Source organism: Eubacterium sp. 3_1_31 (assembly GCF_964249515.1).
Classification (GTDB): Bacteria; Bacillota_I; Bacilli_A; order Erysipelotrichales; family Erysipelotrichaceae; genus Longicatena; species Longicatena caecimuris.
The window spans coordinates 131,309-143,991 of record NZ_CAXUBY010000004.1 but is presented as its reverse complement, the minus strand read 5'-3'; the positions used below and the strand labels follow the sequence as shown (position 1 = coordinate 143,991).

Genomic DNA, 12,683 nt, shown 5'->3' with positions numbered 1-12,683 from the left:
TCTATTGCTAGTATTGTGCGTTGTTCTCTAATCACATAAAAAAAGGTCCTCTTCAACCACCAATGTTTCATCAAACGGTGCGTGTAGGGACCTTTTTCATATGCGTGTTATCATGAATGTGTAATAGAAGGATTAAAGCTTTTGATGATCTGGTACATAAATATAAGTGTTGGTATCTTCGTAACGATAATAAGCATAATAATCATATCCAGTCATATTAAAAATAAAGTTATTCGCTGTCAGCATCTGATCGAGTTGTTCACCTAATGCTTTGCTGGAACATTGGAAAACCAAACGATATCCTTTGTTTGCACTTTTTTGGATAAGCTTTGTCATCTGCTGCTTATCACAAGAAGTGAAATAAGCTCCTTCTTTCATGAAGTAAGAATCTTTGCGGGAAGGTGTGTCTTCCATATAATCATCTGTGAATGGTCGATTTTCCGCAAGAATCTGTTTCTTGGTCATAGCAAAATACATATATCGTGATTCTTTTGTATTATTTAACATATCCCCATTGGTAACATCCATATAATAGTAATTGCCATCCATTTTTACCATGTTCCATGCATGGGATACATCTCTTTTGTCCGGTCGTGTAAAACCGGTGATATACGTGCAGGGAACACCTATCTGATTCAATAAATATTGCATACCTTTTGCATAACCGGCACAAACCGTTTTATGTTCAAGAAAGGTGCTTAATATATTCTGATTCTCTTTGGCTTTTTCATCATAGGAGGTATGATCGATTAAATAATCATATACATATTTTACTTTTTCATAATCGCTTTTTTTCTTTTTTGCAGTATTGATTATTTTTTCTGTTACTTGCTTGATTTCTTTATCACGACTTTCGATTTCACTTTTGATCATACGATAACTTGGTTTTAAGAATAAATACGTAGCTTTGCTTTCATATTCGTTTTTATCTGTTACATAATCAAAACTGTCTTCAAGATAATAAAGTTCAGGATGATCCATCTTAATAGCTGCATGAATATCATTCACGTCAGAAATCGTAACATTTTTTAAGATAATTTCTTTATCTAAATTTTTATATCCTTGTAAGACAGCATCATAAGAAGGTTGTATTTTCTTATCCAGATGATCTCTGCCACATTGATACATCTTCATGGTTTCAGCTGTTGCAGCTATTGGCTCTTTAACAGCTGATGAACACCCACTTAGTAATAAACCCGCACACAACAATAGGACGCCTAATTTTTTCATATACGTTCACTTGATATATTGTACATAACGCATCAAAGCAGTCATACTTACAATATACATTTCCTTTCTATCAACCTTTCTCACCGCGGTTGATAACGGTTGATATCATTTATAAAAGATGAAGATGTGAGTTCACTGATTGCTTTCCTCTTAAATGAGATTTTATCATACCTCATTAGTTCTATTTTACTAAACTGGATAGCAAAAGTACAACTCTTTTTCGAGAATAAAAAAAATCGATCTTACGATCGACATTATGCAGCAATGGAGTTAACTGCTTTAGCTAAACGTGATTTCTGTCTAACGGCATAGTTTCTGTGCTGGATTCCCTTGGCAACTGCTTTATCTAACTTAGAGTTTGCTGTGTTCAGGGCAGCAACTGCAGCTTCCTTGTCGTTTGCTTCAACAGCAGACAGAACGTTTTTGATAGCTGTTTTCAGAGCTGATTTCTGAGCGTTAACAGCCAGGTTTCTCTTGTTATTAGTTTTTACACGTTTTTTCTGAGACTGGATCTGTGGCATATTGCACCTCCTAAATTCTAATTGCCAGTAAATTATAACAAAAAGAATTTAAAAAAGCAATAAGGACGATAAAAATTTCCATACTATGGTAGAGGTGATGAATATGGGCAAAAGTTATCAGATACGTAGCGATTTTGCCGATGAGATATTGAGCGCCGATATCCGATCGAAAACGTATGAACATATTGAAAAACAAAATGCCAATATCAAAAGCAATTATATCAAAGTATTGCTGGATGAAAATGAATTAGGAAAAGCGAAAGGTGATTATGTTTCCATTGAATGTAAGGATTTGTATGATCACGATATAAGAGAGCAAATGGTGGATGCTATTTTGGAAAACTTACAACATATGAGTGCCAATATGAACATCAAGATGAAGAAGATACTCGTTGTTGGTTTAGGAAATCGTTTTATTACCAGTGATGCTTTAGGCCCTGGAGTAGCGAATGAAATTCTGGTGACAGCACATCTTTATGCACAACAATCGTCGCGAATGTTGAAAGGAACGCGTAATGTAGCAGTGCTGCAGCCAGGAGTCATGGGGCAGACCGGATTGGAGTCATTATCGATCGTTCAAAGTGTGACAGCTTTATACAAACCAGATTTGGTGATCGCAATCGATGCGTTAGCTACGCGGAACTTAAACCGTATCAATCGCGTCATTCAAATTAACAATACCGGGATCCAACCGGGAAGTGGTGTTGGCAATCATCGCATGGCATTGAATGAAGATTCCTTACATGTGCCAGTGATTGCTATTGGAGTTGCCACCGTTACAAGTATCGGGGCAATCTTAAACGAAGCTCTTGATCAAGCGGAAATTAATCGAGAAGCAATATTGGAAAGTGTTTATGGCAATAAACATTTAGATCTTGTTGTCACCCCAAAATCAATGGATGATGAATTAAAACATTTGATCTATATTGTATCACAAAGTTTAAATCGTTTTCTTCACCCTGATTTTTTAAAGCTATAAGCAAATACTGTCGAAATTAGAAGATGGTTTCCCAACATGATACGCACTTTCTTCTCATAAAGTATAGAGAAGGGAGTGCTTTTTATGAAAAATACAGCCAAGATCATAGTCAAACTGGCAATGCTAGTTCTCTTTCTTTATGTGACACCGTTTTATGATGGCTTGTTAAATTGTTTTGAAAACTCGCAGGATTTCATGCATAATCTGATCTATCATCAACAGGTGGTTGCACAAGATATTTCGTTAAAAAAACAGCTCAATGTTTGGAGTTATAACGAGAATTTGACGTTGCCCAAAGATGAAATTAAAGTTGAAACAACACTTGAGGATCCTATGATCGTACCTGGTGACAATAAACAGGAAAAAAAGGAAAATAGTTCGGATGCATCTACGGATAAAAAACAAAATGTCCCTTCAAATGGTAAGAAAATATACATCTACAATACCCATCAGGATGAAAAGTATCAAGGTGGTAAAACAGTCATGGATGCAGCTGTGATCCTAGCAGGACATTTAGAAAAAAAGGGATATAAGGTTGTTTTGGAAACAAATGATTTTAATGCATATTGTAATACGCATGGGTTAACCTATAATGATCTATATACCGTATCCAATAAATATCTTAATGATGCATTGGTGAATTATGGTGGTTTTGATTTATGCATTGATCTACATCGTGATAGTGTTCCAAGAGCGTATAGCTATATCAAGATTGGCAATAAGACGTATGCAAAGGCAATGATGGTCGTGGCTGGCAGTTCTTCGAATGTAAAGAGCGCTACCAAAATATCGACGACACTAACCGACATGGTCAACAAGCGGAAAAATGGTATTATGAAGCATGTCATGACCAGACAAGAGGCTTACTATAATCAATATGTCCATAAAGGTATCGTGTTAATGGAATGTGGAAGTGATTATAATACATTTGAAGAAGTAAAAAACACTTTAGGTATTGTTGCACAGGGTATTGATGAGCTAATGAAGAAGGGATGGTAACATGAAACGGTTTTTAGCGGATGCGATATTGATTCTCATACTAGTAGGCTTAGGAGGCTATGTCCAAAAACAGGATGAAAAAGTTCCTTCCATCGAGGCAGAGGTTGAAGCTTTTGAGGATACTATAGCACAGCATAAAAGGATTACTCCTAAAAATACGAAGGTACATTTACAAGATAAGGAAGATAATAAAGCAAGTCGCATGGCGAAGTATGGCAGTGCTTTTGTCGTTGATACGTTGCATGGTGGAGTGGAAGTGCTTTCGTCTTTGTTTGACTCCTTACTAAATTAGATGAAACGTAACTGAAAACATGCTATAATACCCACAGCAGAGGTGATGTTAATGATAAAAATCTTATTTATGGGAACACCGGACATTGCGCAAGTGATGTTAAAGCGTTTATTAAAAGATGGTTATGATGTCATTGGAGTTGTTACCCAACCGGATAAAAAAGCCGGAAGAAAACAGCAGTTAAAAATGTCAGAGGTCAAACAATGTGCACTTGCCAACCATTTGCCGATTTATCAGCCATTGTCTATTCGTTCAGAATATCAAGAATTATTAAAACTAGATATGGATCTGATTGTTACATGTGCGTATGGACAGTTTATTCCTCAAGTGTTACTGGATGCCCCAACTTATGGCAGCATAAATGTACATGCTTCTTTATTGCCAAAATGGCGTGGGGGAGCTCCTATTCATAAAGCTATTATAGAAGGTGATAAGGAAAGTGGCATGTCGATTATGCGGATGGTGAAGAAAATGGATGCCGGTGCGGTTATGGCACAGTGTCGTGTTGCGATTACACAAGAGGATACGACCGGTGATTTATATGAGAAACTTGCTGTTGCCGGTGCTGATTTATTAAGTGAAAGTATACCGAAAATTATTGATGGCAGTGCCATCTTTGTAGAACAAAAGGAAGAAGAGGCAACATTTGCATATACGATTCAAAAAGAAGAAGAGCACATCAATTTTCAAGAGGATGTCCAAAAGGTATACGATCATATACGTGGGTTAATACCTTTCCCAGTAGGAAATGCGATTGTGAAGGGGAAAAAGATAAAATTTCATAAAGTGCGCATGATGCGTTGTGACCATTCCTATACACCAGGTGAAATCATTGGCTGGCTAGAACATGGTTATGCGATTGCGGCAAAAGATGGATATATTCTGGTCGATAGGATTCAAATGGAAGGGAAAGCCAAAGTAGATGCCAAATCCTTCTATAATGGAATGGGGAAACAGCTTATCGGTTGTATCTGCGAATAATAAGATTCATTGATTTCGATTCAGCACAACAATTGTGTTTGAGTGGAAATCTTTTTTTATGCGATGCTGGTAAAGGTTTCCAGAGCATATGAATAGTGTATGTGGTGACACTATGATAGGATATAGATACTTTAAAAAGTAAAGTCACTACAGAAAGGAGTGTGTAAGATGATCAAAGGTTATGCAGGAAGCTATGCCAGTGAACAAAGCCAATGTCTGATACAGTTTTGCTTTGATGAGACTACGAAGCAATTCACAAAGCGCAAAGAGCTTCCTGGCTTTGAAGATGCCAAATATCTCTCTTATGTTAACAAGAAATTGGCAGCGGTATGTCGTAGAAATGCTGCGGGAATCACTTTATGGGACATTTCTTGCGATAAAACAATGACACATTTGAGTGAAACCAAAACATCGTGTTTTATTACGCAGGATGATAGCTATATTTATACAGCTAATTATCATGAAGGTACGATATCAGTTTATAAAAAGGTTCAAGATCTGCCTTTGATCAAACGTATTTATATTCAAGAAGCAGCAGGGTGTCATCAGGTTTTATTACAGGAAAATTATCTGCTTGTGCCATGTTTATTATTGGATGCCATATATGTGTTTGATCGTCGAAAAGATTTTGCCTGTGTTCACATTTTGCCTTTCCCTGCGCATAGTGGACCGCGGCATGGCGTCTTTACCAAGAATAAGTACTTGTATGTCGTCAGTGAATTAAGCAATGAGTTATTTATGTGTCATATGAATGAAAAGATGCAAGGGAATGTGCAAGTTGTCCAGAAACTTTGGGATACACAAAATCAAAAAGCAGCAGCTGCCGCTATACGTATAGATGCACGGGAAAAATTCTTGTATATCACTTTACGAGAAGTCAACCAGATCATCGTATTCGACAGAAAAGCGAAACGTATCGTTCAACGTTTATCGACTATGGGAGATCATCCTCGTGATATGCAACTGTCAAAGGATGGACGTTTTGTCTTTGTCATACATCGTTTCAGTCATGACATCCGTGTTTTTGAAAGAGATGAAAAAAGCGGTTTAATACAGCCATTACGTGCAAAATTACATGTACAGGAAGGTGTTTGTATCGTATTTGAACAGGAGGAAAGTTAAATGAAACAACAGGATATCGCTGTGATCGGCTTAGCCGTCATGGGAAGAAGTTTAGCGTTGAATATGGCAGATCACGGCTTTGCTGTGGCTGCGTATAATCGTAGTTATGCGGTTAGTGAGCAGATGGCTAAAAACCACCCTCATCCTCATATACACATTTATAAGGAATTAAAAGATTGTGTTGCGGCACTGAAAAAGCCAAGGAAAGTAATGCTGATGGTAAAGGCCGGTAAAGCAGTGGATATGGTGATAGAACAGTTAGTGGATTTATTAGAGGAAGGGGATATCATTTTAGATGGTGGTAATTCATTTTTTGAGGATACGATACGAAGAGAACAAGCATTACGCAAAAATGGTTTGCATTATTTTGGAGTAGGTGTATCCGGCGGTGAAGAAGGTGCCCGCTTTGGCCCTAGTATTATGCCCGGTGGAAATAAGCAGGCCTATGATAAAATACGCCCTATCTTAGAAACAATAGCGGCTAAGGCAAGTGATGGGAAGCCGTGTTGTACGTATATAGGAGAAAATGGAGCAGGACATTATGTGAAAATGGTCCACAATGGAATTGAATATGCTGATATGCAATTGATCAGTGAAGCGTATTTACAATTAAAATATATAGGTGGCTATACAAATACGGAAATCGCAAAAATTTTTAAAGAATGGAATGCCGACGAATTAGAGAGCTTTCTTATCCGTATAACAGCAGATATTTTTCTTGCTTCAGATGATCGTTCCTCTCAGGATTTGCTAGATGTTATTGTAGATAGTGCTGCACAGAAAGGGACTGGACGCTGGACAAGCATAGAAGCATTGAAACAGGGAGTGGATGTTTCCATGATTACGGCTTCCTGTAATGCTCGTGTCATGTCAAATTTGTTAGCACAGCGTCATCAAGCGCAAATCCTTTATCCCGACAGAAAACCTTTGCAAAGAAAAAATGATGCATTTGTAGAAACTGTACGCCAGGCGTTATATGCAGGAAAGATACTTGCCTATGCACAGGGGTTTGCTTTGTTAGCACATGCTTCTTCACAATATGATTGGCAGCTGGCATTAGGTGAGATAGCCGCTATTTTCCGGGCTGGCTGTATTATTCAGGCACGTTTTTTGAACGATATTCAACAGGCCTTTACTAAAGAGAATCCAGCATCGCACCTTCTATTTGATCCTTTCTTTGCCAAACAATTGCAGACACATCAGCAAGCTTTGCGTGATATGGTAGCCATGTCAATCACACAGGGTCTGGCAATTCCGGCGATGGCAAATGCTGTCAGTTACTTGGATATGTTTCGCTCATCTCATAGCGGTGCCAATCTGATTCAGGCGCAGCGTGATTATTTTGGCGCACATACATTCGAAAGATGTGATATGTCAGGAAGTTTTCATCATGAATGGAGGAGAGATCATGAATGAACAAGTCACGTTTACGATTTTTGGAGGCACTGGGGATTTAGCGTATCGCAAATTATTACCGGCTTTTTATAATTTATATGCCAATCAAGCTTTTCAGCATGCGAAGATTGTTGTGCTTGGCAGACGACCCTATGATCATGAACAGTATTGTACGATCATAAAAGACTGGGTAATGCAATTTGCGCGATTGCCATATCGTGAAACCCTTTTTCAATCGTTTTGTGAAAAGATATCTTATGTATGTATGGATTTTACGAAAGAGGAGGCTTATGATACACTGGCTGCCTTCTACAAACAACATCAGGATACACAGCATATTTTCTACTTTGCTGTCGCTCCTCGATTCTTTTCAACGATTGCCCAAGGATTGCTTCGTGTGCCGCATGCAAAACAAGGCAGAGTGGTCATAGAAAAGCCTTTTGGAGAAGATCGCAAGAGTGCCAAACGCTTAAATGAACAATTGGAATCGTTCTTCAAGGCAAGTCATATTTATCATATTGACCATTATCTAGGCAAAGAAATGGTGCGTAACATTCAAACGATTCGTTTTTTGAATCCATTATTTGCTAATGTTTGGAATCATGAATGTATTGCTCATGTACAAATATCTGCTATGGAGGAAGTCGGAGTAGAAACGCGTGGTACCTATTATGATCAAAGCGGAGCATTAAAAGACATGGTTCAAAATCATTTGTTTCAAATTCTCAGTATCCTCGCCATGGAACCTTTAGAAGCCTTTACCCAAGAAGATTTGCATGAGAAGCAGCTTACGCTTCTACAACAACTACGTCCCGTAGATCAGCTGAATATACAGGATACTATGGTATTAGGTCAATATTTTGGTTACCAAAAAGAAGCTCATGTCGCACATGATTCCACGACTGAAACGTTTGCGGCATTGCGTTTATATATTGATAATGAACGTTGGCAAAACACACCGTTTCTGATTCGTACCGGTAAGAAACTGAATAAACGAGAAATGGAAGTTGTCATTACCTTTAAGGCTCCATTTCCTAATGTGGAACCAAATGTATTAATCATCAAGATTCAGCCGACCGAAGGAGTTTATGTACGTTTTAACATTAAAAAGCCAGGGAACAGTGAAGAAATTTTGCCAGTGAGTATGGATTTTTGTCAAAGTTGTAGCGATATTCATCGCATCAATACACCAGAAGCATATGAACGCTTATTGCAGGCAGTTTGGCATGCAGATACATCCTGGTTTTCCAGCTGGGATCAAATTGAAACAAGCTGGGCCTATGTCGATGCATTGAAAGAGCGTTATGAAAACGCGCAGCTTCCTGTATATATCTATCCATCTGGCAGTGAAGGACCTCAAGCAAGTTATGAACTCTTCACTATGCAGCCGCAAGGAGAATAATCTTATGACAAAGGAAGAAAAGAAAAAACAGGCAGCGCTAGCGGCTATAGCGTATCTAAAAGATGGCATGCATATCGGCTTAGGAAGTGGAACAACAGTTAATTACTTTTTACAAGCATTGCAACAACGATGTGCCAAAGGATTACAAATTCGGGCAATGGCAAGCTCGCTATGTACGCAGCAATGGGCGAAGCAATATCAGATCCCTTTGCTGGCAGATACGTATGTACAAACATTAGATGTTTATGTAGACAGCTTTGATGTCTTGAATCATCATGGCGATATCATCAAAGGCGGTGGTGGAGCTTTGGTTAGAGAAAAAATGTTATTTCAATGGGCCGATAAGACGATTTGGATTTGCGACGATGAAAAACTGGTTGATGACTGTCATTGTTATGCTTTGCCAGTTGAGGTTCTGCCTTTTACACTTGCTCATACGCGCCATATGCTTAACGAACATGGTTATAAAACGAGTTTGCGTATGGCCGAAACACAACCTTTTCTGACAGATAATCAGCATTATATTCTTGATGTTTTCGTGCCGAAGCAAGTAACGTTGGCACAGGCACATACCTTTCTTATGTCTTTTGCTGCTATCGTCCAAACCGGTTACTTCCATGATGAAGACAATCTATGTATCATTGCCTCGTCAAAGGGGGTATGTATTCATCCTGTGCGTGATGTATAAAGATAGATCAATCGATTCATGATGGATGGAAGTTCTTTGTATGAGTATTATAGGCATCTGCTAGAATAAGAAAAAAAGAGCTATCTGCATACAAACTAGATGGCTCTTTTTCGTGTAAGAGATGCTCTCTCATCCTTTACAAACATAACTATAGCACTGCCTGTGCGCTTTCGTCAAGAACGCCTGCACAATTTCTGTTTGCATCCCATTAAAACTCTGTTATAATTAGGTCTGTGTTGTTAGGAGTGATACCTGTGGAACAAAAATATATACGTAATTTTTCCATCATCGCCCACATTGATCATGGAAAATCAACGCTTGCGGATCGTATTTTGGAATTGACGGAAACCGTTGAGCAAAGAGAAATGAAAGAACAGCTGTTGGATACGATGGATCTGGAACGTGAACGTGGCATCACCATTAAACTAAATGCCGTACAGCTGCAATATACAGCATTAAACGGAAAGACTTATATTTTTCATTTGATTGATACACCAGGTCATGTCGATTTTACTTATGAAGTATCTCGTTCTTTAGCAGCTTGCGAAGGTGCTGTTTTAGTCGTAGATGCGGCTCAGGGAATTGAGGCACAGACACTGGCAAATGTGTATTTAGCATTGGATAATGACTTAGAAATTTTACCTGTCATCAACAAGATAGATTTACCTAGTGCACAACCGGATGTCGTTAAAAAAGAAATTGAAGATGTGATTGGTTTGGATGCTTCTTGTGCACCATTGATCTCAGCTAAAAATGGCTTGCATATACGTGATGTGTTAGAAGATATCGTAGCCAATGTACCGGCACCAAAGGGTGATCCTAATGCGCCTTTACAGGCCTTGGTATTTGATTCTGTTTATGATGCCTATCGTGGTGTCATTGCCTTTGTGCGGGTAAAGGAAGGTCGTATTCGCGTTGGTGATAAGGTGCGTTTTATGGCGAGTGATGCAGAGTATGAAGTGTTGGAATGTGGTGTACGTACACCGAAAGAGGTCAAGAAAGACAGTTTGGAATGTGGAGAAGTTGGTTGGTTATGTGCGTCAATCAAATCCATTCAAGATGTGCGTGTCGGTGATACCATAACCAATGTCGAATATCCTGCTAGTGCACCACTGCATGGATATCGGGAAATGAACCCTATGGTATATTGTGGTTTATATCCGATTGATTCGGCAAAATATAATGATCTTCGTGATGCTTTGGAAAAATTACAATTAAATGATGCTTCTTTGCAATTTGAAGCGGAAACTTCACAGGCTTTAGGTTTTGGTTTTCGTTGTGGTTTCTTGGGTTTACTACATATGGATGTTGTCCAAGAACGCATTGAGCGTGAATATCATATTGATCTGATTGCAACCGCACCTTCAGTTGTCTATCATGCTTATCTGACAGATGGCAGCATGCTTGCTATTGATAATCCAAGCCTGTTACCTGATGTGCAGAAAATTGACCATATTGAAGAGCCGTTTGTCAAAGCCAGCATCATGACACCAAAAGAATATGTCGGGGCAATCATGGAACTGTGTCAGCGCAAGCGTGGCAATTATACGGATATGGTGTATATTGATGATACGAGAATGAATCTGATTTATGAATTACCTTTAGGAGAAATTGTTTATGATTTCTTTGATAAACTGAAATCTTGTACGAAGGGCTATGCATCCTTTGATTATGAATTAATCGGTTATCAGCCCAATAAGTTAGCGAAGATGGATATTTTGTTAAATGGAGAAGTTGTCGATGCCTTAAGCAGCATTGTGCATCGGGAGTTTGCATATCCAAGAGGAAGAGCTATTTGTGAAAAATTAAAGAAATTGATTCCTAAACAGCAATTTGAAATTCCTATTCAGGCAGCAATCAATGGGAAAATCATTGCTCGTGCAGATATTAAATCTTTACGCAAAAATGTCTTGGCTAAATGTTATGGTGGGGATATTTCCCGTAAGAAAAAATTATTAGAGAAACAAAAAGAAGGAAAGAAACGGATGAAGGCGGTAGGCAGTGTGGAGGTTCCACAGGAAGCATTTATGGCGGTTCTATCTATGGATGATGAATCTTAAAATAAGCTAACATATCACTTATGCGTATACATAATACGAGGAAGATAAGAAAAACAGGCTGTAAAAGGTCTGTTTTTCGCTAGTTTTGTCGAAACTTTGAGGATTCCTGTAAAAACATGCTACACTATTGCCTTGGAGAGTGATGGTATGTTTGAAACAACAAGGACATATAGTGAAGATCAATATATCAAGAAAGAGGAATTAAGGAAAGAATTATCAGGCGTCGTATTGGAAAGCGTATGGCAACAAATTCAAGAATATCGACGAATCTTTCGTTTTACACCATATAAAGAAAAACCATACTATGTTACCTTAAACCCATATGTAATACAAAAGCTTTCCTTTTGTGAAAGGCTACTTCTGCAATATCAACAACGGCATAAGAAACCAACACATTCATCTACATTAACACAGGCACAGCGCTTTTATATCGAGCAGCAATGGCCCTGTGATATATCAGAAACAGTGAAATGCTTTCATATAGCGATTCCTCAAATGTATGTACAGCTGATCTGTAATACATCTATTCATGTGATATTACGTTTATTTTTTCTCTTGCAAGAACATAAGGAATCGCTTTTACGAGCAGCTGAACTCATGTTGCGTTGTGAAGGACTTTGTGGTTTAGGAGATGGGGAATTATTGCAATCGCTATATCGTGATATACTGATCGAACATCAGGAACACGATTTGACCTATGCGCTGCTAAGGTTTCTTGAAGATTTACAGTTGCAAATTTCAAACAGAATGGTATCATTAAAACGGAAAAGCCGGCAATTTCTTACCTATGATGCTCAAACTTTACAAGAAGTATGTCCGGCAATGTCCTTGATACAGGCCGCCTTTTATGCAAAGCATCATGAAGCACATCATTATTATACGATTGCCCAATGTATGCAAGAACATGATGTATGTTATGAAACAGCCCGCACTTCTATGGATGGCTTGGCAGCTTTAGGTTGGTATACCAAAGAAAAAGTCGGTCGTAAATTTGTGTATTATATAAACAGCTGA

General features: G+C 38.4%; 12 protein-coding genes. 10 read left to right on the top strand and 2 right to left on the bottom strand.

What is annotated here, in order from left to right; genetic code table 11:
* Positions 1-132: 132 nt before the first annotated feature.
* The gene (locus tag ACESSZ_RS03175; RefSeq protein WP_008688638.1) at positions 133-1,230 is read right to left on the bottom strand and encodes a transglutaminase domain-containing protein; all 1,098 of its coding nucleotides are present in this window, start codon (positions 1,228-1,230) and stop codon (positions 133-135) included.
* 254 nt (positions 1,231-1,484) lie between these two features.
* Complete coding sequence (gene rpsT, locus ACESSZ_RS03170; protein ID WP_008688635.1) at positions 1,485-1,751, bottom strand: 30S ribosomal protein S20; 267 nt, start codon at positions 1,749-1,751, stop codon at positions 1,485-1,487.
* Positions 1,752-1,854: 103 nt separating this feature from the next.
* On the opposite strand from rpsT, the gene gpr reads away from it, so the two are divergent.
* The 10 genes from gpr (at position 1,855) to ACESSZ_RS03120 (ending at position 12,683) form a co-directional block, all read left to right on the top strand.
* Complete coding sequence (gene gpr / locus ACESSZ_RS03165) at positions 1,855-2,730, top strand: GPR endopeptidase (protein ID WP_008688634.1); 876 nt, start codon at positions 1,855-1,857, stop codon at positions 2,728-2,730.
* 84 nt (positions 2,731-2,814) lie between these two features.
* Positions 2,815-3,729, top strand: a complete 915-nt coding sequence (locus tag ACESSZ_RS03160; RefSeq protein WP_008688632.1) for a stage II sporulation protein P — start codon at positions 2,815-2,817, stop codon at positions 3,727-3,729.
* Between the two features lies 1 nt (position 3,730).
* Positions 3,731-4,021, top strand: a complete 291-nt coding sequence (locus tag ACESSZ_RS03155) for a hypothetical protein (protein WP_008688630.1) — start codon at positions 3,731-3,733, stop codon at positions 4,019-4,021.
* Positions 4,022-4,072: 51 nt separating this feature from the next.
* Positions 4,073-5,002: a methionyl-tRNA formyltransferase gene (gene fmt, locus ACESSZ_RS03150; protein WP_008688628.1), complete on the top strand. Its 930-nt coding sequence runs from the start codon at positions 4,073-4,075 to the stop codon at positions 5,000-5,002.
* Positions 5,003-5,170: 168 nt separating this feature from the next.
* Positions 5,171-6,124: a lactonase family protein gene (locus tag ACESSZ_RS03145; RefSeq protein WP_008688626.1), complete on the top strand. Its 954-nt coding sequence runs from the start codon at positions 5,171-5,173 to the stop codon at positions 6,122-6,124.
* Positions 6,125-7,540 (top strand): NADP-dependent phosphogluconate dehydrogenase, encoded by a 1,416-nt coding sequence (gene gnd / locus ACESSZ_RS03140; RefSeq protein WP_008688625.1) that lies wholly within the window; start codon positions 6,125-6,127, stop codon positions 7,538-7,540.
* Positions 7,533-8,921 (top strand): glucose-6-phosphate dehydrogenase, encoded by a 1,389-nt coding sequence (gene zwf, locus ACESSZ_RS03135; RefSeq protein ID WP_008688623.1) that lies wholly within the window; start codon positions 7,533-7,535, stop codon positions 8,919-8,921. Before gnd ends, zwf begins: the two co-directional genes overlap by 8 nt.
* A gap of 4 nt (positions 8,922-8,925) precedes the next feature.
* Positions 8,926-9,609 (top strand): ribose-5-phosphate isomerase RpiA, encoded by a 684-nt coding sequence (gene rpiA / locus ACESSZ_RS03130; protein ID WP_008688621.1) that lies wholly within the window; start codon positions 8,926-8,928, stop codon positions 9,607-9,609.
* Between the two features lie 254 nt (positions 9,610-9,863).
* Positions 9,864-11,669: a translation elongation factor 4 gene (gene lepA / locus ACESSZ_RS03125; protein WP_008688619.1), complete on the top strand. Its 1,806-nt coding sequence runs from the start codon at positions 9,864-9,866 to the stop codon at positions 11,667-11,669.
* A 147-nt stretch (positions 11,670-11,816) separates the two neighbouring features.
* Entirely contained in the window at positions 11,817-12,683 is an 867-nt protein-coding gene (locus ACESSZ_RS03120) for a hypothetical protein (protein ID WP_008688617.1), read from the top strand.

What these genes read in the sequence shown, in the direction of transcription:
- gpr (WP_008688634.1), top strand. Translation starts at nt 1,855, where the DNA reads ATGGGCAAAAGTTATCAGATACGTAGCGATTTTGCCGATGAGATATTG.
- ACESSZ_RS03160 (WP_008688632.1), top strand. Translation starts at nt 2,815, where the DNA reads ATGAAAAATACAGCCAAGATCATAGTCAAACTGGCAATGCTAGTTCTC.
- rpsT (WP_008688635.1), bottom strand. Translation starts at nt 1,751, where the DNA reads ATGCCACAGATCCAGTCTCAGAAAAAACGTGTAAAAACTAATAACAAG.
- ACESSZ_RS03175 (WP_008688638.1), bottom strand. Translation starts at nt 1,230, where the DNA reads ATGAAAAAATTAGGCGTCCTATTGTTGTGTGCGGGTTTATTACTAAGT.
- zwf (WP_008688623.1), top strand. Translation starts at nt 7,533, where the DNA reads ATGAATGAACAAGTCACGTTTACGATTTTTGGAGGCACTGGGGATTTA.
- rpiA (WP_008688621.1), top strand. Translation starts at nt 8,926, where the DNA reads ATGACAAAGGAAGAAAAGAAAAAACAGGCAGCGCTAGCGGCTATAGCG.
- ACESSZ_RS03120 (WP_008688617.1), top strand. Translation starts at nt 11,817, where the DNA reads ATGTTTGAAACAACAAGGACATATAGTGAAGATCAATATATCAAGAAA.
- gnd (WP_008688625.1), top strand. Translation starts at nt 6,125, where the DNA reads ATGAAACAACAGGATATCGCTGTGATCGGCTTAGCCGTCATGGGAAGA.
- fmt (WP_008688628.1), top strand. Translation starts at nt 4,073, where the DNA reads ATGATAAAAATCTTATTTATGGGAACACCGGACATTGCGCAAGTGATG.
- ACESSZ_RS03155 (WP_008688630.1), top strand. Translation starts at nt 3,731, where the DNA reads ATGAAACGGTTTTTAGCGGATGCGATATTGATTCTCATACTAGTAGGC.
- ACESSZ_RS03145 (WP_008688626.1), top strand. Translation starts at nt 5,171, where the DNA reads ATGATCAAAGGTTATGCAGGAAGCTATGCCAGTGAACAAAGCCAATGT.